The 24,330-nt window shown below is 35.1% G+C and carries 23 protein-coding genes and 2 riboswitches; of the genes, 14 read left to right on the top strand and 9 right to left on the bottom strand.

The features are described from left to right. The first annotated feature begins 402 nt into the window (after nt 1-402). A complete protein-coding gene (locus tag ACQVV1_RS15540; protein WP_242256399.1) occupies nt 403-2,358 on the top strand; it encodes a S9 family peptidase in 1,956 nt (651 codons plus the stop codon). 175 nt (nt 2,359-2,533) lie between these two features. Here ACQVV1_RS15540 and ACQVV1_RS15535 read toward each other — a convergent pair whose 3' ends face one another. Together ACQVV1_RS15535 and ACQVV1_RS15530 are read right to left on the bottom strand one after the other, a co-directional pair. Continuing rightward, nucleotides 2,534-3,040: a DoxX family membrane protein gene (locus ACQVV1_RS15535; RefSeq protein WP_242256397.1), complete on the bottom strand. Its 507-nt coding sequence runs from the start codon at nt 3,038-3,040 to the stop codon at nt 2,534-2,536. A 158-nt stretch (nt 3,041-3,198) separates the two neighbouring features. Then, nucleotides 3,199-4,485: a DUF5068 domain-containing protein gene (locus ACQVV1_RS15530; RefSeq protein WP_309259608.1), complete on the bottom strand. Its 1,287-nt coding sequence runs from the start codon at nt 4,483-4,485 to the stop codon at nt 3,199-3,201. Nucleotides 4,486-4,925: 440 nt separating this feature from the next. On the opposite strand from ACQVV1_RS15530, the gene ACQVV1_RS15525 reads away from it, so the two are divergent. Further along, complete coding sequence (locus ACQVV1_RS15525; protein WP_063223542.1) at nt 4,926-5,702, top strand: SDR family oxidoreductase; 777 nt, start codon at nt 4,926-4,928, stop codon at nt 5,700-5,702. Nucleotides 5,703-5,739: 37 nt separating this feature from the next. Here the strand turns inward: ACQVV1_RS15525 and ACQVV1_RS15520 are convergent, their stop codons facing one another. The 4 genes from ACQVV1_RS15520 to ACQVV1_RS15505 all read right to left on the bottom strand — a co-directional run bounded on the left by ACQVV1_RS15520 (nt 5,740) and on the right by ACQVV1_RS15505 (nt 9,436). Beyond that, complete coding sequence (locus ACQVV1_RS15520) at nt 5,740-6,408, bottom strand: methionine ABC transporter permease (protein WP_242256393.1); 669 nt, start codon at nt 6,406-6,408, stop codon at nt 5,740-5,742. Beyond that, the gene (locus tag ACQVV1_RS15515; protein ID WP_242256391.1) at nt 6,383-7,423 is read right to left on the bottom strand and encodes a methionine ABC transporter ATP-binding protein; all 1,041 of its coding nucleotides are present in this window, start codon (nt 7,421-7,423) and stop codon (nt 6,383-6,385) included. Before ACQVV1_RS15515 ends, ACQVV1_RS15520 begins: the two co-directional genes overlap by 26 nt. Before the next feature lie 12 nt (nt 7,424-7,435). After that, nucleotides 7,436-8,248: a MetQ/NlpA family ABC transporter substrate-binding protein gene (locus ACQVV1_RS15510; RefSeq protein WP_431169065.1), complete on the bottom strand. Its 813-nt coding sequence runs from the start codon at nt 8,246-8,248 to the stop codon at nt 7,436-7,438. Nucleotides 8,249-8,332: 84 nt separating this feature from the next. Further along, a riboswitch (SAM riboswitch) is annotated at nt 8,333-8,447 on the bottom strand. Nucleotides 8,448-8,527: 80 nt separating this feature from the next. Further along, entirely contained in the window at nt 8,528-9,436 is a 909-nt protein-coding gene (locus tag ACQVV1_RS15505) for an NAD(P)-dependent alcohol dehydrogenase (RefSeq protein WP_309259610.1), read from the bottom strand. 156 nt (nt 9,437-9,592) lie between these two features. Here ACQVV1_RS15505 and ACQVV1_RS15500 point away from each other — a divergent pair, with 156 nt between their 5' ends. The 5 genes from ACQVV1_RS15500 to ACQVV1_RS15480 all read left to right on the top strand — a co-directional run bounded on the left by ACQVV1_RS15500 (nt 9,593) and on the right by ACQVV1_RS15480 (nt 15,565). Then, nucleotides 9,593-10,357, top strand: coding sequence for a hypothetical protein (locus ACQVV1_RS15500; RefSeq protein WP_431169064.1), 765 nt, complete (start codon nt 9,593-9,595; stop codon nt 10,355-10,357). A gap of 66 nt (nt 10,358-10,423) precedes the next feature. Continuing rightward, a complete protein-coding gene (locus ACQVV1_RS15495; protein WP_431169063.1) occupies nt 10,424-11,860 on the top strand; it encodes an FAD-binding oxidoreductase in 1,437 nt (478 codons plus the stop codon). Beyond that, nucleotides 11,857-12,390, top strand: a complete 534-nt coding sequence (locus ACQVV1_RS15490) for an MFS transporter (protein WP_063223548.1) — start codon at nt 11,857-11,859, stop codon at nt 12,388-12,390. The genes ACQVV1_RS15495 and ACQVV1_RS15490 overlap by 4 nt, the downstream gene beginning before the upstream one ends. 78 nt (nt 12,391-12,468) lie before the next feature. Then, nucleotides 12,469-14,187 (top strand): DUF3981 domain-containing protein, encoded by a 1,719-nt coding sequence (locus ACQVV1_RS15485; protein WP_242256410.1) that lies wholly within the window; start codon nt 12,469-12,471, stop codon nt 14,185-14,187. A 118-nt stretch (nt 14,188-14,305) separates the two neighbouring features. Next, nucleotides 14,306-15,565 (top strand): multidrug effflux MFS transporter, encoded by a 1,260-nt coding sequence (locus tag ACQVV1_RS15480; RefSeq protein WP_142332696.1) that lies wholly within the window; start codon nt 14,306-14,308, stop codon nt 15,563-15,565. A 33-nt stretch (nt 15,566-15,598) separates the two neighbouring features. Here the strand turns inward: ACQVV1_RS15480 and ACQVV1_RS15475 are convergent, their stop codons facing one another. After that, nucleotides 15,599-16,045 carry a hypothetical protein gene (locus ACQVV1_RS15475; protein ID WP_431169062.1) on the bottom strand — a complete coding sequence of 149 codons (447 nt, stop codon included), beginning with the start codon at nt 16,043-16,045 and terminating at the stop codon, nt 15,599-15,601. Nucleotides 16,046-16,319: 274 nt separating this feature from the next. Here ACQVV1_RS15475 and ACQVV1_RS15470 point away from each other — a divergent pair, with 274 nt between their 5' ends. Continuing rightward, the gene (locus ACQVV1_RS15470) at nt 16,320-16,823 is read left to right on the top strand and encodes a hypothetical protein (RefSeq protein WP_242256381.1); all 504 of its coding nucleotides are present in this window, start codon (nt 16,320-16,322) and stop codon (nt 16,821-16,823) included. 16 nt (nt 16,824-16,839) lie between these two features. Here the strand turns inward: ACQVV1_RS15470 and ACQVV1_RS15465 are convergent, their stop codons facing one another. After that, nucleotides 16,840-17,055 (bottom strand): DUF3951 domain-containing protein, encoded by a 216-nt coding sequence (locus tag ACQVV1_RS15465; RefSeq protein ID WP_242256379.1) that lies wholly within the window; start codon nt 17,053-17,055, stop codon nt 16,840-16,842. Between the two features lie 173 nt (nt 17,056-17,228). Then, a riboswitch (SAM riboswitch) is annotated at nt 17,229-17,334 on the top strand. 138 nt (nt 17,335-17,472) lie between these two features. Here ACQVV1_RS15465 and ACQVV1_RS15460 point away from each other — a divergent pair. The 5 genes from ACQVV1_RS15460 to ACQVV1_RS15440 are packed head-to-tail and all read left to right on the top strand — an operon-like array spanning nt 17,473 to nt 22,752. Then, a complete protein-coding gene (locus ACQVV1_RS15460) occupies nt 17,473-18,390 on the top strand; it encodes an ABC transporter permease (RefSeq protein WP_242256378.1) in 918 nt (305 codons plus the stop codon). Nucleotides 18,391-18,407: 17 nt separating this feature from the next. Next, complete coding sequence (locus tag ACQVV1_RS15455) at nt 18,408-19,412, top strand: ABC transporter permease (RefSeq protein WP_242256377.1); 1,005 nt, start codon at nt 18,408-18,410, stop codon at nt 19,410-19,412. After that, a complete protein-coding gene (locus tag ACQVV1_RS15450) occupies nt 19,369-20,379 on the top strand; it encodes an ABC transporter ATP-binding protein (protein WP_242256376.1) in 1,011 nt (336 codons plus the stop codon). Before ACQVV1_RS15455 ends, ACQVV1_RS15450 begins: the two co-directional genes overlap by 44 nt. Then, nucleotides 20,376-21,149, top strand: coding sequence for an ABC transporter ATP-binding protein (locus tag ACQVV1_RS15445; RefSeq protein ID WP_242256375.1), 774 nt, complete (start codon nt 20,376-20,378; stop codon nt 21,147-21,149). The genes ACQVV1_RS15450 and ACQVV1_RS15445 overlap by 4 nt, the downstream gene beginning before the upstream one ends. 13 nt (nt 21,150-21,162) lie before the next feature. Next, on the top strand, nt 21,163-22,752 hold the full coding sequence (locus ACQVV1_RS15440) for a peptide ABC transporter substrate-binding protein (protein WP_242256373.1): 1,590 nt from the start codon (nt 21,163-21,165) through the stop codon (nt 22,750-22,752). Nucleotides 22,753-22,781: 29 nt separating this feature from the next. On the opposite strand, the gene ACQVV1_RS15435 is transcribed toward ACQVV1_RS15440, so the two are convergent. Then, a complete protein-coding gene (locus tag ACQVV1_RS15435; protein WP_242256371.1) occupies nt 22,782-23,249 on the bottom strand; it encodes a YusW family protein in 468 nt (155 codons plus the stop codon). Between the two features lie 172 nt (nt 23,250-23,421). On the opposite strand from ACQVV1_RS15435, the gene ACQVV1_RS15430 reads away from it, so the two are divergent. Next, nucleotides 23,422-24,321 carry a helix-turn-helix transcriptional regulator gene (locus tag ACQVV1_RS15430; protein WP_242256369.1) on the top strand — a complete coding sequence of 300 codons (900 nt, stop codon included), beginning with the start codon at nt 23,422-23,424 and terminating at the stop codon, nt 24,319-24,321. The last annotated feature ends 9 nt before the right edge of the window (nt 24,322-24,330 follow it).

The following is a 24,330-nucleotide window of genomic DNA, read 5'->3' as shown; positions in this document are numbered from 1 at the left end:
AGCTTTAATCAAACTTTTTTATAAAAATTGTACACTAATTCACAAGAATCTATTTTTAATCAATCTTTTTTCAAAATGTAAGTAATTCTTCTATTATAAAATCAACGTTTGCAGCATACTTTTTATCAAACTTTATTCAAAATCAACATATAGTTGTAGTTTAAAAATAAATTTATGAATTTGTACCCCATTAGATATTTTATCTAATGGGGTATTTTTGTGTTGAAAAAGAATATCTAAAATTAGTAATTGGATAGAACCCTATAGATTAAAATTTTACTTTATCGGATTCACTTTTATTTATCTGAATTTTCCGTTACTATTTTAAGTATCCGTGAACAATTTCCTTTATTATGACAAAAAGAGACGAGAGATTTATGGACATTACAAGGGGGCATATTGATGAAAGTGAGTGAAAAAACATATTTAAGTATAGAAGAGATTATTTCAGTACCGGCCTTATCAAGTACAAAGATAAGTGATGATGGCAAAAACGTAGCGTTTGTTAAGAAGACAGCTAACTGGAAAGACAATACATATAGAAATCATGTATGGATATATGAAACAGGTAAAGGGCAGAGTTATCCACTAACAACTGGAGATATAGATAGTACACATCCATTATGGTCCCCAGATTCTAAGACTATTGCCTACCTTAGCCCAGGTGGTGACGGGGATATTAAAAATCAGATCTTTCTTAAGTCACTAGATGGTTATGCTGGGATACAAATTACTGATGAGGAAGAAGGAATCAGCACATTCAAATGGGATCCTACTGGTAAAGGTTTTTATTATATTGCACATTCAAAAGAATGTGAGAAGATAAAGAAACGTAAGGAACTATATGGAGATTTCTATCATGTAGGTAAGGAACATCAAAATAATTGTTTATACTACATTGAAATAGAAAAAGTGAAACAAAATGATAAACAGGAACGGAAGGTTAGCGGTGTTTATCAATTAACGGACGGTAAGGATTTTTATATACATAACTTTGATATTTCAAATGATGGGAAAAAGGTTGTATGTATGGCTACACCAAGCCTAAACGATTATATGAATGGTGATCTATACATATTAGATATTGAATCTAGGGAACTACAAAAGATGAATATAGATAAGTTGTTGGGAGGGAGTGTTTACTTTTCTCCTGAGGGCAGCAAAATATGTTACTCAGCAAGCATAAGAGAGAAGGATTACTATAAAAACCATATACAAGAGAGTACATTAGAGATATATGATATGAATAGTGGAAAGATAATTCAGCCTTTAACAGATTTTGATAGTACGGTTATGCCATTACAGTGGACAGCTAAAGGAATTTTAATTAGATGGCAGGATAAAACGAATTACCTCATTGGATTGCTATGTGAGGAGGGTACTGTGGAAATGTTAAGCGAAAGAGTAGATGGCTTTATAATGGATGCTTCCATAACAAGGGATGGAAATCATATAACCTATAATAAGGCTATAACAAATGAAAATTTTGAAATCTATTTGGATGATAAAAAAATAACCAATGAAAATAGCTTTTTCGAAGGAAGGCTTAAAAGTAACAGGGAAATCATCTCATGGCAAAGTAGTGATGACCTGGAAATAGAGGGTGTTTTATCAACTCCTGTAGAGTTTGACGCAAATAAAAAATATCCCTTATTAGTAGTAATTCATGGTGGTCCGGCTTGGGCATCCTTTCCGATATTTTCAGACTGTTTTAATGAGAAATATCCGATTGAACAGTTTGTTGAAAAAGGCTTTATCGTTTTAGAACCAAACTACAGGGGAAGTTCTGGTTATGGTAATGAATTCTTAAAAGCAAACTATAGAAAACAGGGAATTGCTGACTATGATGATGTTGTATCTGGAGTGGATAAACTAGTTGGAAAAGGGATTGTAGATAAAGATAGAGTAGGAGTTATGGGATGGAGTAATGGGGGATATATATCGGCTTTCTGTTCTACATTTAGTAGTAGATTTAAAGCTATTTCGGTGGGGGGTGGAATTACTAATTGGAGTACCCATTATGTACATACAGATATCCCTTACTTTATTAGAATGTATCTAGGAGATACTCCATGGAATGATCTAGATATATATAAGAAAACATCACCAATGACATATATTAAATCAGCCTGTACGCCTACCTTAATTCAACATGGGGAAAAGGATGTAAGAATTCCAATTACAAATGCATATGAGCTATATGAAGGATTAAGAGATATGGAAGTTGATACAGAATTAATTATATTTAAAGGAATGGCATATAGCTCGGATCAGCCAGGAATTTATGTGGCCATTATGAAGCAGAATTTGATGTGGTTTTCACACTATATTCTTGGAGAAAGTATGAAAGATTTTTAGTACTATATAATGGATATCGGCACAGGTGTTTTTGCTGTGCAACCGAGTTAGCTTGTTGTAAACTGCGTTTAAATCATTACTGAGAAGATTTAAATGATTATAAGATTTGGAGTAAATAAGAAAGAGCCTATAATCAGGCTCTTTTTCTTATTTATATTTTAAAATTAAACTGTTACTACGCAGTTTTACTTAATTTATATGTTTCATGGTTGTTTTTACGGAAAAGTTTAGGGAAAACATAGCCATCTAATCCAATACGTCCAGCATTCTGTCCTGCAACTAAAATGAACATAGTTAAAATAAGCAGGTTTGGATTTACACTAACAGTTCCGCTTAATAAAAATGAAAGGTTCATTATGATTCCGAAAAATGCAGCTGTTTTTGTTAATCCGCCTAAAATCAAACCTAGACCTACTAAAATTTCGCCCCATTGAACTAAAAAGCTAAATAGGTCTGCATTTGGAAGAACAAAGTGTTGAAGGAAATCTGCCCACCAACCTTGCACAGCAGGGTGATCACCTGACGCCTGAGCGATAGCGCCCTTTAGAAAACCACTTGCGTCAAAGGATTGTCCGAAAACTTTACCTATCCCAGCAGCAAGCCATGCATATCCTATGTAAAGCCGTAAAAATAATAATATGAAAGCAGCACGTTTATCAGTTCTTAAAAAATTGATAACCATTGAAATCCCTCCAATATTGTATTTACAAGTTTATTATATATCCATTGTGAGAAGATTCACAATGGATATAATGTGAACAAAAATAGTGTTTTTATAAAAATAAAGAAGGCATATAACAATCATATGTTATATGCCTTTTCTATTATATATTTAGTAATTTATTTAGGTAATGTAAATTTCGCTTTTTTACCTTGTGAAATATCTTTAGCTTCTTTATTTCTCATAGGTCCTAACTCAATCTCAAAGCTTTTGTCTTTCCAAATCTTTTCATACTGCTCTTGATCTAAAATAAATACTTGCAGTAACTCTCCAGATGTTCCCGTTTTGACTGAAGCGTTATAGTCGTAATTTAGTAGCATACCTTCGTTAATTGTATATTGTGTACCATCATTCACTCTTAATGTAGAGCTTATAGGAGATAGTGAAACGTCTTGTGTATCTTTGTTATCAAGTTTGAATTGTACTGTTAATAGAACAATACCATTTTTGAAATTTGCAAAGCGCGGAGCTTCAACTGAATTTGGTGTGAATTGAGTAAATTGGTATCCATCTAATGTAACATTAACAGCGCCTAATTCTTGGCTGTTATTAATACTTGATTTCTCTTTTAACATTTTTTTATCGCCCATGTTATTAGCTGTAGCTTTATCTTGGTAGAAAGTTTTATCTGCTGCAACTTTTTCAGAGCCTTGTTTGTTTAAACTTAATGAAAAGTTTCCAGGGCTTCCGATTGGGGCATCAAATTTCCCTTTATTAGCTTGTGCGGTCGGGACATTGACTGAGACTGTTGAGAGACTAGAAATTTTTTCTAAATCATCTTTTCCGAATGGATAAGCGATATAACCAGAAATAGTTTCTCCTGCTTTTACTAAGTAATCATTCGTTGGAGCAAGCTTAGTTGGCAGTTGATCTTCTTTTGGAATTAAATCTCTATAGTTACTATATACTTTCTGTGCACCAGTAAACGATATGTCCAATGCTGGCATATAATAGATATCTTTAGCTGAACTATTTTTTACGCTATAGTTCACAAGAATAACTCCGCCCTCTGTTTGACGGTTAAATGGAATGTTAAAGTCCGTATGTAATCCATTTAATTCAACTAATGTATAACTATTCATTGATACTGAAACATCTTCAGCTTTATAGACTTGTGGTTCCTTATTTTCAAAAAGAACTTTTGTTTTCCCGCCTGTTTCTTTTTCCATGTAGGAAATCAGTTTAGAATAATCGCTGGAGCTAGTAGCGATATTTTCCGTCTTTTTATCTTCAGTTTTCTTGTCTTCGGATTTTTTTTCTTCAGGTTTATTTTCTTTCGTTGTATCCGTTTTTTCTGTTTTGTTTTCTTTTTGTTCTTTATTTGTCGTATCGCTTTGACCACAGCCAGTTATTACAAAAGCTGCTACGATTACTACAGAAAATAAAGAAAGTAATTTTTTTGACATGTTTCTTCCCCCTATTTGTTTAAAACTAAATTCTCACATTAGCCCCACGTTTTATTATAAGAAGGCTAGTCAATATTTACCAGCATTTTTTTCTGATTATTTCCATTATTTAAATATTATAATATAGTAAAATTGATAGGAATTTGGCATGAAATAGTGACTTTTATTTTTTTATCATTTGAAGTATTACATCATATTGGTATGATAGAAATAGAGATATATGGAAAGGAGACAAGGACTCAATATATGGATGAATTTGTAATGATTAGAAATTAGATAGATAAATTTTTCTCTCATAAGTGAGGGTTTATTTAGCTATCTATAAATCATGCAAGGACTGCATATTTGGCTTGTACATCCCTTTTGTAAGGATAGATACGTATGTGGGGAAATTTATATCTCTTATATAAAATATGCATCCTTTAAAATTGGAGGAGTATATGATGAATCAATTAAAAAATAAAGTAGTGGTTGTTACAGGTGTAAGTCGTTTAGATGGTATAGGCGCAGCGATTTGTAAAGAATTAGCTGAAGCGGGATACGATATATTTTTTACATATTGGACAGCTTACGATAAAGAGATGCCTTGGGGCGTTGATCAAAGTGAACAAATACAATTAAAAGAAGAGTTGCTAAAAAACGGTGTGAAAGTATCGAGTATGGAGTTAGATTTAACTCAGAATGATGCACCGAAAGAGCTTATAAATAAAGTTACTGAACAACTAGGGTACCCTCATATATTAATTAATAATGCAGCGTATTCTACGAATAATGATTTCTCTAATTTGACTGCTGAAGATTTGGATAAGCATTACATGGTAAATGTTCGTGCTACAACATTGTTAAGTAGTCAATTTGCCCGAGGATTTGATAAGAAATCTGGTGGTAGAATTGTGAATATGACTTCGGGGCAATTTCAAGGGCCTATGGCAGGAGAACTGGCGTATGCAACAACGAAGGGAGCTATTGATGCTCTTACTAGTACGTTATCGGCGGAAGTGGCTCATTTAGGAATAACAGTGAATGCAATTAATCCAGGGCCAACTAACACAGGATGGATGAATGAAGAGATAAAGCAAGGATTAAAACCAATGTTTCCTTTTGGCAGAATTGGTGAGCCAAAGGATGCAGCAAGGCTCATTAAGTTTTTAGTAAGTGAAGAAGCAGAATGGATTACGGGGCAAGTTATTCATTCAGAAGGTGGATTCAAAAGATAAAAAGAAGGTATCTCATTTTGGTGAGATACCTTCTTTTTTAATCTTTCTTCAATCTTCGTGCGACACCATTTCCTAAAGACTGTAATCCTTGAACGAGGATAATTAAAATAAACACGGTTGCATACATTACTTCAGGTTCATAGCGTAAATGTCCGAAGCGATATGCTAAGTCCCCTAGCCCGCCAGCACCTACAAGACCAGCCATTGCTGTTGCGCCAATTAAGCCGATCGTTGCAATTGTTAATCCAAGTACAAGGGAGGGACGCGCTTCTTTCACCATGACGTGCCAAATGATTTTTATAGTAGAGACTCCCATTGCTTGATATGCTTCAATCACACCACGGTCTACTTCTAATAAAGCCGTTTCCATTAAACGTGCAATATAAGGAGCTGTAAATACGACAAGTGGTACAATCACACCTTGCACACCAATAGAGGTCCCCATTAGAAACTTTGTAAAAGGTAAAATAAAGAATAATAGAATGATAAATGGAAGAGAACGAATGATATTAATAATTGTATTTAGAATAGGATAGATGATTTTATTTTCGCGCTGTCCACCAGGTCTTGTTAAAACAAGTGTGACGCCAAGTGGTAACGCAATAAGGATAGAAATTAACAGCGAAATAGATGTCATTTGAAATGTTTGAATGGTTGATTCCCATATGACTTTACCCCATTCATCCAAAAAGGACTTGTTTCCCATAGTCTGTTCTACCTCCTTCTACGATGATTCCTTGCTCTTGTAAAAACGATAAAGCACGGTGAATTTCATTTTGTTCACCTTGCATATGAACGACAAGTTTCCCGTATGCCTCGTTTTTTAATTGCGTAATATTACCGGATAAAATATTCGGATATACTTGGAAACGTTTTGTGGCAACAGCTAAAGCAGGTTCCCCTGAAGTAGTGCCAATAAATGAAAGGCTTACGATTTCCCCGGTACTTTGTAGCTCTTTTTGTACCTCTTCTGGAATTTTCGCTGCAAAGGCACTATTTACAAATTTCTTTGTTGTTACATGTTGTGGGTTTGTGAAAATATCCTTCACAGTCCCGCTTTCGACTACAGCCCCTTGTTCCATAACAGCAACCTGGTCGCATATACGCTGGATAACGTTCATTTCATGTGTAATGAGTAAAATCGTAATTCCGATTTCTTCGTTGATTTTTAATAACAAATCAAGAATAGAATCAGTTGTTTCTGGATCTAAAGCACTTGTCGCTTCATCACTTAATAACACTTCCGGTTCATGTGATAGTGCACGAGCGATGGCCACACGTTGTTTCTGACCACCAGAAAGCTCACTTGGATAGGCGTCTTTTCGATTGAAAAGATCGACAATACGTAAATACTTTTCCACCCTTTTTTCAATTTCTACTTTCGGAATGCCAGCAAGGCGTAAAGGTAGTGCGATATTTTCATAGACGGTAACGGTTTTAAGTAAATTGAACCCTTGAAAAATCATTCCGATTTTTTGTCGCGCTTTTGCTAGTTTTTTTGTCGACAGTGTTGTTAAATCTTGCTCGTTTACAATGATGTTTCCTGTCGTTGGTTTTTCTAATAAATTTACACAGCGAATTAATGTGCTTTTACCAGCGCCGCTATATCCAATGATTCCAAATACCTCACCTTTTTTTACTTGAAGGGAAGTAGGTTTAAGAGCTTCCACATTCCCTTTTTTTGTTGTAAATACTTTGGATACATTTTTCAATTCAATCATTATCCTCAGCTCCTACCAAGACGGTAAAACAGAACCATCAAATTTTTTCTCGATAAATTCTTTTACTTCTTTAGATTGATAAGCCTTCTTTAATTTATTTACAACAGCATCATCTTTATTTTCAGTACGAACAACGACCCAGTTCACATATGGTGAATCTTTTCCTTCACGGAAAATAGAATCTTTCGCAGGGCTTAATTTTGCACCTAATGCAAAGTTTGTATTAATTGCAGCTGCTTTCACTTCACTTAGTTGTGTTGGCAATTGAGATGCCTCTAATTCAACGATTTTTAATTTTTTTGGATTTTCAATTACATCTTTTGCAGTCGCTTTTTCTGTAGCTTTTGGATCCACTTTTAAAACCCCTGCTTTTTCAAATAGCTTTAAAGCGCGAAGTTCATTCGTTGGGTCATTTGGTACAGCAATTGCATCGCCCTCTTTTAAGTCTTTTACATCTTTTATATCTTTAGAATATACGCCCATAGGGAATGTTACAGTTGAAAATACTTCAGTTAATTTCATATTGCGTTCAGATTTAAATACGTCTAAATATGATTTCGTTTGATAGCTATTTACATCGAGACTTTTTTCATCTAAAGATACGTTTGGTGCTACATAATCATTAAATACTTTTATATCGATTTCGAGTCCGTCTTTCACTGCCACTTCTTTTACCTTTTCAAAAATTTGTTCATGCGGTCCACCTGTTACGCCGACAGTAATCTTTTTCTCATCTAACGCTTTTACCTCTTTATCTGAACCCCCGCTACATGCGCCTAATAATAGTACCGCTCCACTTACAATGCTCAATAATACCTTTTTCATCTATAATTCCCCCTTAATATACGTTTCAAAATAAAAAGCACCTCTCAAAATAAGAGAGGTGCCGAATAGACAAAATAGGTTCCTCTCTTATCTTCCAAAACGAAAACTCGTTTTGCAGGAATTAGCACCTTAGCTTATACGTCATAAGCTCGGTTGCCGGGCATCATCGGGCCAGTCCCTCCGCCACTCTTGATAAGAGTATGTGTATGTAGTTTTTTAATATGGTACTAATAGTAAATCTTACAAAAAGAATTGTCAACGTTATTTTCTGAATATATTTTATTTTAAGGTAATCGAGACATTCCCTTTTTTATGCCCTTTTTCTACATATATATGAGCTTCAGCAATTTCTTCTAATCGGTAAGTTCTATCAATAACGGGTTTTAAATTTTCTGTTTCAGTTAGTTTTTTTAGTAGAAACATATCTTCTTTACTGACCTTTGCCATCATGCCATTAACAGAGACATATACACCAGTAGGCGTTAATGCTTTTTTTCCAAGGGATCTATTATGTTTTCCAACAGCATCAAATATAATATCATAGTATTCCCCTTGCTTAGTAAAATCTTCTTTTGTATAATCGATTACTTTATCAGCTCCTAAAGATTGCACTAGTTCAAAATTTGAATGACTACAAACAGCTGTAACGATTGCGCCGAAATATTTAGCAAGTTGTACGGCAGCTGTTCCTACTGATCCAGATGCACCATATATTAGCACTTGTTGCCCCCTTTTTATACGGGCCTTTCTTAGGAAGTGTAGTGCCGAAGTTCCGCCAAAGGGAATAACTGCTGCTTCCTCATACGTCACATTGGTAGGCTTTAATGTTATTAATCCACTTTCATGTACACATGTATATTCTGCATAACCACCGACATTAAGCTCTGTTAATGCAAAAATTTGATCTCCTTTTTTAAATTGAGTTACATCTGTTCCTATTTCTTCGATTTCACCGGATAACTCTACACCGAGTATAGGCTTTCTCGGTTTTCTAAAACCTAATATGATCCGCATAGGAATCCAAAATAAGAGAGGGCTATTAAAGCCGCGTATTCTACAATCTCCAGTCGTTACACTTGTTGCGTGAATCTTGACTAATACCTCATTCTTTTTAGGGATAGGTTTCTCTGCATCTTGAAGTTTGAGAACATTGGGCGGTCCATACTTTGTGCAAATTATTGCTTTCATAATGACCTCCTGAAATGAGTTGTTGTTATTTACATCATATTTAACTAATTCTTTAAAAATGTTGCTATGAGAGTAATAAAGTTAAATAGGGAGATTAAAAATTATATAGATTTCAGAGGGAAACAGATGATATCCTTTTGGAAAGGAGGGGTAATTATGAAAAAACTTATTTTAACTTCTAGTTTAGTCCTTGCAGTTATGTTAGGTGCAGGATGTAGTAATGAGAAAACAGCAAAGACAGATGAACCGAAAAAAGAATCAGTTCAAAAAGAAAAGGAATTAACGGCGAAGGATGTTTTCACGAAAACGAACGAAGCTTTTAAAAATGAAGAACATGTAACGATGACATATGATGTAGGGATAAAAGCTGAGGGAACAGAGATGGATATATTAAAGGCTAAGATGCAATTAGAGCCAAAGACAAAGAATTCTCGTTCTGAAATGAATGTTTCTGGTACGGATATTGTAGTATATACTGTGGATGGTAAAGTTGCAGGTCAGGTGAAAAATCCTGCTACAGGAGAAGTTATATCTGTACCAGAGGAGCAATTAAATGCTGGTGGGATGAAAGCAACTCAAGATATTATAGATAATTTAGAGGTGCCAGCAGTAGTGTTAGATAAAATGAAGATGGAGAAAAGCGGAGATAAATACAAACTGAAGTTCGCATTAAAAGGGAAAGAAACAGAAAGTATGTTAACTAGCATGGATGAAACGCAGAAGAAAATGCTACAAGCGCAAAACGCAAAGATAGAAGAAGTGGATGCAGAATATATAATTACAAAAGATTTTAAATATGAATCAGCGAAGATTGATATGATTATGAGTAGTAATGGTGGGGATAAGGCGCACATTATTACGAATGCAAAATATACATCGTACGAAAAGTTTGAGCCAATACAGATACCAGCAGCCAAGTAATGAATGTTAAGGGAGGTACCTGAAAGAATGGGTATCTCTTTTTGTTGCTAATAAGGAGAGTGTCATTTGAAAAAAAGAAAGATAGCATTTGTCATTGTAGCGTATACCGTTTTGCTTGCAACGTCTGTACATACATATAAAAAACAACTTGATCATCCTATTATGAGTGATGTAGGCAAATTGCTTCCGACAAAAATAAAACGTGTTGAAAGTGCTACAGATGAGCACTCGTTAATACAATTATTGCGAGATGCAAATGTTTCAGGAGAGAAGATTTCTATTGCTGGTATGCAACATAGTCAAGGCGGTCAGACATATTATGCACATGGTACGATGCTTGATATGAAAGGGTATAATAAAATATTAGAATTTAACCCAGAGAAGAAGGAAATTACAGTTCAAAGCGGTGTCACGTGGAATGATATTCAGAAGAAAGTAAATCCATATGGCCTGGCCGTTCAAGTAATGCAGTCTCAAAATATTTTTACAGTTGGCGGTTCATTAAGTGTGAATGTACATGGTCGTGATATTCGTCATGAAGCATTGATTGATACAGTCGAATCATTTCGATTATTAATGGCAGATGGCACCGTACGTAATGTAAGTAGAGAAGAGAATGCGGATTTATTTCCTTATGTCATTGGTGGTTATGGGTTATTTGGTGTTATTTTAGATGTGACTTTAAAGTTAACAGAAGATGAATTATATGAAATGCATACGAAAATGCTAGATTATAAAGAATACACGTCTTATTTCAAAGAGAAAGTGAAAAAAGATGAAAATGTTCGTATGCACTTAGCTCGTATTTCTGTTGCTCCAAACTCATTTTTAAAAGAGATGTATGTAACAGATTATACATTGGCGCAAAATCAAAATATGAGGGAAGAGTATAGTGAGTTAAAAGAAGAAACTATTATAGCTGTGCCGAAATTTTTACTTGGATTATCACGCTATAGTGATTGGGGAAAGAATACATTTTGGGATATACAAAGAAGGTATTTTGAGCGTACAGATGGAAAGTATGAGACGCGAAATAATGTTATGAGATCCGATAGTGCCTTTATGGAATATGAAAATCCGAATAGGACAGAGGTGTTACAAGAATACTTTGTGCCTATAGATTCTTTCACGGAATACATAGATGATTTACGTAACGTATTAAATGAGGAAGAGTTTAATTTGCTCAATATTACGATTCGTTATGTGGAAAAGAACGAAAATGCAGTTTTATCTTATGCGAAAGATGATATGTTTGCACTGGTCCTTTTAGTTAACCAGGGCCGTTCTGAAAATGAGATAAAGAAAACAGAGGGTGTTATTCAAAAGATGATTGATGTTACGTTAAATCATAACGGTAGTTATTATTTAACGTATTATTCTTATCCAACGAAAGAGCAGTTAAAGAAAGCATATCCTCGTATAGAAGAATTTCTTGGAAAGAAAAAAGAAACGGATCCTAAAGAGAGATTTGTGAATTTATTTTATAGGGAGTATACGAAATGACATATAGAAGATTTGTAGCATCACAAAGCATTATTATGATGGCGGGAAGTATGGTGTTTCCCTTTTATATACTATTGCTTCGAAACGTTGGGAATAGCTTCTCACAATTTGGCTGGGCATATGGTTTGTTCGCTTTAACTTCAGCACTTGTATACCCGTTAGTAGGAAAGCTGTCTGATAGAGTAGGCGATCAAAAATTATTAATTATATATGCCTGGTCCATGGCAATATTAATGCTTTGTTTTCCTATTGCCACGGAAGTCTGGCATGTGTATATTCTTCAAATTGTAATGGGAGTTTTAGGGGCTGTGCAACGTAATACAGAGAAGACGTCGTTAGCACGAAAGGTTGTGCAGGAAAATGCCGGTTATGAGATTGGGAAATACCATGTATGGACATCGATTGGTGGAGCAGTAGCGATTATCGCAACAGGATATTTAGTAGATTTCTTTACGATTGGTACGATTTTTTACATTGCATCAATCTTATATGTAGCGAGCGGAATTGTATTAAGCAGTAAAAAAATATGACCATTCCCATTTTTACCTGAATAACCTTTATTTGTTATACTGAAGGGGAAGACAAAAGAAAAGGGGACATTGCCTTTGATAAAATTTTTAGTTTTAGCTATTCTCACTTTGTTTTTGATTCCATGGACAAGAAGCGGTAGTAGAATTCGAGCAGTGGATAAGAAAGGGGATGAGAAGGTTGTAAAGGGTAAGAAATCATCCATTTTAGTTATTCCTGTTTTATTTTGGATAGGGATTGCAATCTATGAATATCTTTGGCTAATTGATGATAGAGTAGATTCGATTCTTACTCATTATGCTGTTGCAGTAGCGATATTAATTGGGCTTGTTTTATTTTCACAAGATAAGGTAGGGAAATTGGAAGGTACGTTAAAGGGACTTCTAATGTTTATTTTACTCGCAAGTTACGGATATTTTGGTTATGTGCATGATATAGTAATCACGCAAAAGAAATATGATTCTGTTGTGAAGATAGAGAAAGATATTTCAGAACCATTTACTGAAAATGACCAGCCGTTTACAGTGCCGCCAAAGACAGCGGAGAATAAGATGAAAAAAGTATTTGGAGATATTCCGAAAGTAGCTTATTTTGAACTAGGGGAATTAACTCCGCAAATGGTAAATGGCGAAGCTTTATATGTAGCACCGATTGAAGTTTCAGGATTTTTTAAAGCACGTAAAGCTGAGACAATTCCAGGCTACGTAACGATGTCAGGTACAAACCCTGATGCGGAAGCGAAACTGCACCTCGGTTATAAAATGAAATACGTGCCAAGCATGTTTTTCGGAAATAATTTAGAACGTGTTGTACGAAAAGCAGAACCAAATTTAATCTTTAAAGGGAAACCGAAATTCGAAGTTGATGATAAAGGGAAACCGTATTATACAATGACGTATGGTGAATTTATTTCAGGGAGATCTGGATTTGAGGTAGAGGGCGTTGTAGTAGTAGATGCACAAACAGGTGAAGTGAAAAGATACGATAAAGGAAAGGCGCCTAAATTTGTTGATGGCGTATTAAATCACGAGACCGCATCTACATTAAATACGTATTTCGGTAAATATATTCACGGATTTTGGAATACAAAATTCTCGCAAACTGATATGAAGATCCCGACTGAGTGGGGAACGAAAGAAGGAGTTACACCAATCTTCGGTAAGGATGGAACTCTATATTACTTTACTGATTTCACCTCTCCGAAAGAAGGAGTAGATTCTGCGTTAGGTTACTCGCTTATTGATGCGCGTACAGGTAAGTTGTATTACTATAACGGAAAAGAAGTAAAGGGAATTATGGATGGTTCAGCTGCTTCGGAAGTAGTGGATAACTCCTTTAAGAGAGAAAAGTGGCATGGGACAATGCCGGTTATTTATAACGTGTATGGCAAACCTTCTTGGATTGTACCAGTTATTGATGACGGAGGATTAGTACGTGCTCATACGGTTATCTATGCTTCTAATGCGAAAATATTTGCAACAGGTTCGACGCAAAAAGAAGCGCTTGAGAATTATAAAAATGCGCTGAGCGGAAGTGGAGATTCATTTAGACCGACTTCAAGTGGTAAAGAGGCACAAAAAGAAGGCGTTGTACAACGTGTATATAAAGAAAAATCAGGTGAAAATACAATTGTTTATGTACTGTTAGAGAACGAACAAAAAGTATTTATGATACCTGCGAAAAAGTTCCCATATGCTATGTTTACAGAAGTGGGAGATCCAATTCAAATCACATATTTAGATACAGGAGAGGCGATGTCTTCAGTATCTAAATTTACAAATAGTAATTTGAACAAGTAAAGCGATAGAGATTCTATCGCTTTTTTTTACAGAATTAAACAGGAAAATGCACTATACTTGACGTATGTTTATGTTGTAACTATAATTGTTACGATTTAGTATGTGTAGGAAAGGGTGAATGGAAAAAGTGAATGAGGTTAATCAGGAAATATATAAGCCTGTAAAGACAAACAGGTTATGGATGATTCTTGTACTAGGGACACTTACGGCAATTGGGCCGTTATCTATTGATATGTATTTGCCTTCGTTACCGAAATTAACGGATGATTTACAAACAGGTGCATCCCTTGCACAGCTTACATTGACAGCTTGTTTGCTGGGGCTTTCAGTAGGACAATTATTTATTGGTTCAATTAGTGATATTTACGGAAGGCGCAAACCTCTTATTATTGCTCTTATTGTTTATGTTGCATCTTCATTACTTTGTGCTGTTGCGCCATCTATTTGGACTTTAGTGTTATTGCGCTTCCTACAAGGAGCTTCAGGATCAGCCGGGATTGTTATATCACGTGCAATGGTACGTGATATGTACTCAGGTTCTGAAATGACGAAGTTCTTCTCACTGCTCATGTTAGTAAATGGAGCAGCACCTATTTTGGCGCCGATTATTGGGGGGCAATTATTGCAGTTCACAACATGGCGCGGTGTATTCATCGTTCTTGGAGCAATTAGTGTATTTATGTTAATATCCGCTACTTTCGTATTACGTGAAACATTACCTCCTGAAGAAAGAGAAACAGGCGGTTTGTCAGGGACATTGGCGACATATGGGAAACTCCTAAAAGATCGTTTGTTTATGGGATATGCATTGTCACAAGGATTAGTAACAGCGGCAATGTTTGCTTACATTTCGGGATCACCATTTGTATTGCAAAATATATACGGAGCATCACCACAGCAATTTAGTTTATTCTTTGCGATTAACGGTATCGGTATTATTATTGCTAGTCAGGTAACGGGTCGTTTAGCGGGGAAAGTGAATGAGAAGACATTATTTGTTGCTGGTATTATTATTGCAGCTGTTGGTGGCTTATCTTTACTACTGACAATCGTACTGGGAATAGGTTTAATTGGTGTTTTATGTTCATTATTCCTTGTTGTATCAAGTGTCGGGGTTGTATCAACAACGGGGTTCTCGTTAGCGATGAGAAATCAGAAACAAGCTGCAGGAACAGCATCAGCTTTATTAGGTTTATTACAGTTCATTTCAGGAGCACTTGTTGCGCCGTTAGTAGGTATTGGTGGAAGCAATACTGCATTACCGATGGGGATTGTGATAGCTCTTTGTGAAATTGGTGCTGTGTTATGTTATCTCTTTATGGCCAGAAGAAGTGAGAAGCAGTTTGAACTGCAACAAAGACAAAATTTAGAGGCTTAACAAAAAAGAACTGATTCAAAGGGAATATTTGAATCAGTTCTTTTTTTTATTTCTTTGAAATACCTCATACATATTATTCATGATCGTATCATATAAAACAGCAAGTTTATCCCACACCCACCGATTACTATCGACTTCTTTTTCACCACAGTCGATAATATCGGTGTGATCGGTAATTTTATACGCTTTTTTAACGATAATAGGAGCAATCTTCGGTATGCGTGGGATTTCTTTTAAGATATCTGCAAAGTTTCCAATGTAGACGTGACCAATGATTTCGATTGTTAATGATTTATCCGATATATTTAGCACAGTATAAAATTGATTTGTATGTTGTTGTTTTAAATATTGGGCTAACTTAAATGGAGCATGCTTCTTTTTTAATACCCGGCGAAGGCTCTCTGTATTTTCAATATGAAGCGACTTTTCGCGAATGAGGACACGAATATCTTCTCCCATAAAAGACATTGTTTTGTACATAGATGATTCTCCTTAAAAACTTACATATGCTTGCTTTATGCATATGTAAGTCTAGCATGGTTTGTTCTTTATGTGTGCTTACAGTTTTGTAAGGTGAGGTAGTAAAGCAGTGCAAAAGTTATTTGTATAAAGTGACGATACTGTGACAAACATGTTGGTATATATATTACGATGTCGTCTTAAGTGTAAAAAGTAGGGTGTTCTCGGTATAATAACAAGTGGAGATAAAAGAAACTATAATGAGTAGTAGCTGTAGATAAAAGGAGAATTCGAGATGAAGAAGGTTTTGGGTATTGCTGTAATGGGAAGTATGATCCTTCTAGCAGGATGTAATGGAAGTAAAGATACGAAAGAACCGAAAGAAAAGGTAGAGCAGTCTACTGAGCAAACGGAAGAGATGAAAGAATACCGTGCAGTACATGAAAAATATGATTTGAAAATGAATAAAGAAATTAATAAAGCACTGCAGTTATTTGAAGTTGCAAAAGAAAAGGGCGGTAAGGAAATAACAAATGCTGCATATAAAGAAGATGTGCAGAAGGTAACAACGAACATGTTAGAAGGTATTGATCATATACGTAAAGAAATTCGTGTTCCGAAGTCGAAAGAGCAAGAACATGAGGTATATATTGGTTTCTTGAATGAATCGGAACAAGCGATGAAAAAATTACAGAAGCTGGCTAAAGAAGAAGATTCATCGTTGATTCGTGATATAGAAATTAACTTTGCAACAGCATCGACATACTATAAACGTTTCCAAGCAGAAACGAAAAAATAACCTTGCCTGTGCAAGGTTATTTTTTCTTCTTACCATCGCCGTCTTCATCTTCAGATACTAATACCTTCTGCTCTTCGTGAAATTCGGAAATTGTTTGTCCGGTAATATTATCGAAGGGGGTATAAAAAGAAGTGATATGTTTCTTTTTAATAAAGAGTTTATAGAAGCCGATGATGACAAGTATAACGATTGTTAATGGTAATCCTATAGTAGCAAGCAGTAAGGGATCCATCATATAACTCCTTTCATATGATTTCTTTTTAGTATAAGCGAAAAATTGTAATTTAGATAAATGACGCTATCGAAAACTGATTTTTCTAAATATATCCAATCTAATTGACTTTTCATTTTTTCAGAATTATAATTCAAAATATACAATTTGAACCAAATAATAATATAGCAATTTACTTATCCAGAGAGGTAGAGGGACTGGCCCTATGACACCTCAGCAGCGGGTTCTGTAAGATGAACACCGTGCTAATTCCAGCAAGCAAGTCTTGAAAGATAAGTGATGGGCCTTTGTTTATTAAGCCTTGATCTTATTTTTTTTAAGATCAAGGCTTTTTGTATTCTAAAAAGGAAAAAGGGAGTAATGGGAAAAATACGTTAATAAAACAAAGTAAATTCATGTGTTTAGGAGGTTATTGGAGTGTATTTTGTTAAAAAACTATCAGTTATGGTGTTTACACTATGGATCATTACAACAGTAACATTTTTGATTATGCACATTATTCCAGGCGATCCATTTTCATCAGATGCAAAGATCTTTCCAGCGGAAGTTGTGCAGAATATGAGAGCGAAGTACCACCTTGATGAACCGTTATGGAATCAATATGTTGCGTATCTAGAAGGTGTAGTTCATTTTGATTTTGGTGAATCCGTTCAATCGACGGGGCAAGGTGTATCAGAAATTATAACGACAGGATTTGGTCCATCAGCAATTATCGGTTTACAAGCACTTATTATTTCACTATTAGTCGGAATTGCTGCAGGTACATTTGCTGCTCTCTATCACGGGAGAGTAATTGATTATAGTGTGAGTTTACTTGCGATTCTCGGTATTTCTATTCCAAGTTTTATTTTAGCACCGCTATTCATACAAGTATTCGCTATTCAATTTGAGCTCTTACCAGTAGCCTCTTGGGGAACATTTGAACATACGGTATTACCATCTTTCGCATTGGCGCTAGGTCCAATCGCAGTGATTACAAGATTTGTTCGTTCTAATATGATTGAAGTTTTGCAGAGTGATTATATTAAATTAGCAAGAGCGAAAGGTATACCAATTAAGAAGATTATTATAAGGCATGCCCTTCGAAATGCAATTGTTCCAGTACTAACGTTTGTTGGACCGTTAATGGCTGGGCTTTTAACAGGAACTTTCATTATTGAAAAAATCTTTGCAATTCCCGGTCTCGGAAAATATTTTGTAGATAGTATTTTTAACCGGGATTATCCAGTAATTATGGGGACAACAATTTTCTATAGTGCATTATTAATTTCTTGTATTTTCATTACAGATATTATTCATCGTATTGTTGATCCGCGTATTCGTTCTATTACGTAAGGAGGGAGGATATTTAAATGGGTGGTTATGAAATCAATAAACAATTATTAACGAATGAAGAGAAAAAAGAATTAACAATAAATAAAGATCAGCAAACGATTAGCAGAAAAAAAGAAGTGTTTCGTAAGTTTGTATCAAACCCAATCGCAGTTCTAGGAACGGTGACATTGTTACTCATTATTATTTTCTCTCTTATCGGTGAAAGTTTAACCACTTTCACTGCGAGTGAACAAGTAAAAGAGGCGACAAATTTACCTCCTAGTAGTGAGCATTGGTTTGGAACAGATGATTTAGGTAGAGATATATGGGCGCGTACTTGGGCTGGTGGGAAGATTTCATTAGTAGTTGGATTAGTAGCAGCTGTTCTTGATATAGGACTTGGTGTACTGATTGGGGGATTTAGTGGATATGTGAGAGGGCGTAATCGCCTTGGAACGTTAATTGATGAGTGGATTGTGCGGGGGATTGAAATATTATACGGTATCCCATATTTATTAATTGTTATTTTATTACTAATTATTATGAAACCAGGACTTTTTACAATTATTATTGCTCTTGCATTAACAGGATGGATTGGTATGGCACGTCTCGTTAGAGCGCAAGTCTTATCTTTAAAGCAAAGGGAATTTGTTATTGCAGCAGAGCGATTAGGTACATCGCATATGAAGATTATATATGGACATATCATTCCGAATTTAACAGGCATTATTATCGTAAATTTATCATTTACAATTCCAGCAGCTATTTTCTCAGAATCATTTTTAAGCTTCATCGGACTCGGGGTACAATCACCGGCAGCAAGCTGGGGGACGATGACGAATGATGCGCTCGGGACATTATTGAGCGGGGAATGGTGGCAACTCTTCTTCCCATCGCTGATGATTGCGCTCATTATGTTTGCATTTAATGCAATTGGTGATGGTTTGCAAGATGCAATTGATCCAAAAATCGTAAAAAGGAATCGAAAGGAGAAAAAACATGGGACAGCTCTTATCTTTAGAAAACGTAACGTTAGCCGTTGAAAAAGAGAATAGTAAGCAAGCAATTGTGAAGCATGTTTCCTTTTCTATTAACGAAGGCGAAATCGTTGCACTTGTAGGAGAAAGTGGTTCAGGAAAAAGTGTTACAGCACAATCCATTATCGGACTAAATCAAGAGTCTATTCACATTGATGATGGAAGCATCTCTTTCCAGTCTCAAGGATTAACGAATTTACAAGAATCAGAATGGAATCAAATTCGAGGGAAAGATATTTCGTTTATCTTTCAAGACCCGTTGTCCTCTTTAAACCCGACGATGAAAGTTGGAAAACAAATTACAGAAGTAATTTTGCAGCATGAGAAAAAGTCGAAAAGAGAAGCAAAAGAAATTGCGATTAATTTGTTAAATGATTTAGGGATACATGAAGCAGAGAAACGCTTTGAACAGTACCCACATCAATTAAGCGGAGGTATGAGGCAGCGTATTTGTTTAGCAATTGCGTTTGCGTGTCATCCAAAACTTGTTATTGCAGATGAACCTACAACGGCATTAGATGTAACGATTCAGAAACAAATTATGGGGTTATTAAAAGAGCGGAAAGAAAAACAAAATACGAGTATTTTGTTGATTACACATGATTTGGCACTTGTACGTGAAGTAGCTGACCGAGTAGTTGTCATGTACGGAGGACGTGTTGTTGAAAAAGGAACGATAGAGGAAGTAATAGGTTCTCCTAAACATCCGTATACGAAAAATTTATTACAAGCAATTCCGAATATGGATGATTCCGAAAAGGTATTACGTGCAATAGAAGGAACGACACCTTCTATTGAAACACTAAATAGCTTTGGTTGTCCTTTTGTAAATCGTTGCCCAGTAGCAATAAAAGAATGCATTCATCGTTTCCCAGAAAGAACAACATATTCTGGGGAGCATAGTTCTCATTGTTGGCAACATGTTCTAGAGCATAACGAAGCGAAATCAAAAGAGAAGGTGAATGCTTCATGACGACAGATTTAATTACGGTAAAGCAAGTAACGAAAACGTATGGAAGTAAAAATAAAGAATTGGCAGCGTTAAAAGATATATCACTTTCTATCCCGAAAGGAACAACACTTGGCATTATTGGAGAAAGTGGTTCTGGAAAAACAACATTCGGTAAGCTCATAGCTGGGATTGAGAGACCAACGTCTGGTGAAATTGAATATAACGATCAAGTTGTTCACAAGTTAAAGGCGGCTCATAAGCGTGATTTCTTACAGAAAGTACAGTTCATTTTTCAAGATTCCACAGCTGCATTAAATCCGCGCTGGAAAGTACGCGATAGCGTAACGGAAGGATATATTTCATTCGGACTCGGTGATAAAGGATTGAAAGATAAAGTCGCAGGTGATGCGCTAGAGCGTGTTGGATTAGATAGACGATATATTGATCGCTATCCACACGAATTTAGCGGAGGACAACGTCAACGGATCGCTATTGCAAGAGCGTTATTATGTGAGCCAGAAGTATTAATCCTTGATGAACCAATTTCAGCGTTAGATGTTTCACTCCAAATTCAAATTGTACATCTGTTGCAAAAAATTCAAAAGGAACAAGGCTATACATATTTATTTATCGCGCATGATTTGCCGATGGTTCACTATTTATGTGAAAAAGTGGCTGTCTTATATAAAGGAGAACTTGTTGAATTTGGAAATACGGATGAAGTATTCCGTAATCCACAACATTCTTATACAAAAACATTATTAGCATCAACACCAAAAATTTCAGGTTAAAGGGGAAGGTAAGATGAAGAAGTTTTTATTATTTGTCATTATGACCGTATTAGCAATTACTTCTGTTGCTTGTGGTAAGAAAGACACTTCAAAAGCAAGTGCTAGTAAAGGAGATCGTTTTGTAACGAATCTTGGCAGTGATCCTTATACGTTAGACTCAGCAATTTCAACAGATAATAACTCTAATTATGTAATTGAGCACTTATTTGCAACTTTGTATAGACAGACAAGTGATGGGAAGTTTGAAAAGGATTTAGTAGATAAAGAGGAAGCTGGAGCGGATGGAAAAGAGTATACGTTCTATTTGAAGAAAGGACTAAAATGGTCTGATGGTTCCCCGTTAACAGCAAAAGATTTTGAATTTGCTTGGAAGAGAATATTAAATCCAAAAACGGGCTCTATGAATGCAACAGAACTATATTTCATTAAAGGTGGAGAAGCATTTAATACAGGGAAAGGTGCAGAAGATGCAGTAGGAATTCAAGCAGTAGATGACGTAACTCTAAAGCTACAATTTGAACACCCAGTGACATCTATTAAACGTACATTATCTCAGTCGTTATATATTCCACTTAATAAAAAATCTATTGATGAAAAAGGTAAACTAAAAGTAGATCCAAAAGAATTAATTACAAATGGTCCTTTCACATTGAAAGAATGGAAGCATAACCAAGCGATTATTTTAGAAAAAAATAAAGAGTTTCATGATAAAAAAGTAGCATCAAAAGAAATTGAATTCCGTATTATTCCTGAAGGTAAAACAGCGTATCAATTATACAAATCTGGAGAACTAGATTTATTATCTCACATACCAACAGATTTAGTTGAGAAGGAACAAAATAATAAAGAGTTTAAAAAAATGCAAGACTACTCAACTCATATTTACTCATTTAACTCAGAGAAGCCACCATTTACAAATGCTAAAATTCGTAAAGCTTTTGCATTAGCTGTAGATCGTAAGTTTATCGTAGAGAAAATATTAAAGAATAATGCAAAAGAAGCATATGGCTTTGTTCCAGAAGGAGCAAAAACAGAAGGTGGCCGCGATTTCCGTAAAGAGAAAGGCGATTATTTTCAATATGATCCTGCGGTAGCTAAGAATCTATTAGAAGAAGGAATGAAGGAAGAAGGATGGACTACACTTCCAGAAGTAACAGTGAAATATTCAGATAAAAAGAAAATAGCTGAAACACTTCAAGAAATGTTTAAGAAGAATCTTGGGGTAGATGTAAAAATAGAAGGTAAAGAGTGGAAAAGTTATATCGATATGTACAAACAAAGTGACTTCCAAATTGCATATATGGGATGGGGAGGATCTACATTAGATCCAGCAGCTCAATTAGAAATTTATGCAGGTGATGGACCAAATAACTATGCGAAATGGTTTAATAAAGACTTCGATAATTTAATCAATCAAGCGAAATTAGAACAAGATGAAAATAAACGTTTTGACTTATTGCATCAAGCGGAAGATATTATGTTTACAGAATATCCTTTAATCCCACTTGTATTCCCAACAGATGCGTATTTACAAAAATCATCTGTATCTGGATTAGAATACTATGTAGGATCTCAACCAAGCTTACGATATGCTAAAAAATAAAATAAAGAAGTAGGCAACCGCCTACTTCTTTATTTTATTTCTCTTTTATATTCTTTTTTCGTTCCGTCAGAGAAGACAACTTCTAACTCAAATTTTTGATAGTCTTTATCAAGTTTGAACACGTTTAAGACTTGATCGATTACTTCTTGGTCAGGAGTATCTTTATCAAATTTTAATTCTTGTAGAAGTGGGCTTAGTTTTGTGATAGCTTCGTCTCCTGTTAAATTTACATTTGCTTTATGATCTTCAATTTTTGCTTCCATTTTCTTATCAGCTGCTACATTTTTATAATCAGCTTCGTAGTCTTTCTTCGTATCTTGATAGTCTGCATCTAAACTAAATTCATTAAAGTTAAGTTTTAAGTCTGCAGAAGTCTCATTTTTTGCTTCTTCAGTCGTTTTCTTATTCGAAGTTGTATCTTCTTTTGCAGGAGCCTTACATCCTGTTAATGCAGGTACTAGCATAAGAGCTAATAAAACTGATAGTAAAATTCTCATTATAAATTCCTCCTTATGTAAATTCATTCTATACAAGTTTTTCCAAAAATCATGTAATTATGTATGTGTTGAAAATAAATTATTATCCTATAGCCACAAGGTTTAATCCGCAATTTAAATCAAAAATAATTTGTATGTATATGGTAAATTGAAGTTGTGAGGGAGTACTAAAATGCATGAAGAATATAAAGAGATGATAAAAGAAGCAATTGAATATATAGAGGATTATTTACAGGAGGAGCTTACAACAGAAAGAGTAGTGTCTCACAGTGCAGTATCGATGTATCATTTCCATCGTATTTTTCAAAGATATATCGGGATGAGTGTAACGGATTATATTAGAAAGAGAAGATTAACTCATGCTGCACAGGTTTTAGTGTCAACTGAGAGAGCTGTTATTGATATTGCAATGCAATATGGTTTTTCCTCACAAGAGGCATTTACGAGAGCTTTTAAAAGAATGTTTCAATTGCCGCCAAAGAAATATCGAAAGTACTTTCAGTCATTTTATATAGAAAGAGAGGGTGTTTCAATGCAAAAAGGTATACCGAAAGGATGGATCTTAAGTGGGAGTCATCCTGCCGAATATGAGATGGGTTTAGATTATGAAGTTGTCCATCAAGGAAAAGTATCTGCATACATAAAAGCAAAAGAGAATGTTACGCACGGAGGATTTTCAACATTAATGCAAATGTTCCGAGCGGATAAGTATGTAGGAAAGAGGTTACGTTTTACAGCATTTGTTAAGAGTGAGAATGTAAAAGATTGGGCAGGATTGTGGATGCGAGTAGACGGAAAAGATACAGAACCGCTTGCTATGGATAACATGCAAAATCGCCCCATTAAAAATACGAATAACTGGCAATCATACTCGGTTGTATTAGATATAAAAGAAGAAGCGCTTGGTATCGCATTTGGTGTTTTATTATCAGGAGAAGGTTGTGTGTGGCTAGATAGTATACGGTTTGCTGAAGTGGATAAAAAAATTCCTTCAACAGATTTGGCTGAAAACTTTTATGAAACAATTTTAGAAGAGCCGGTAAATCTGCAATTTGAAGAGATAGAAAAGTAAGGAGAAAAG

This window comes from Bacillus basilensis (assembly GCF_050630465.1).
Classification (GTDB): domain Bacteria; phylum Bacillota; class Bacilli; order Bacillales; family Bacillaceae_G; genus Bacillus_A; species Bacillus_A basilensis.
Note: the sequence above shows the minus strand (reverse complement) of the source record. Positions and strands in the feature narration are given on the sequence as shown.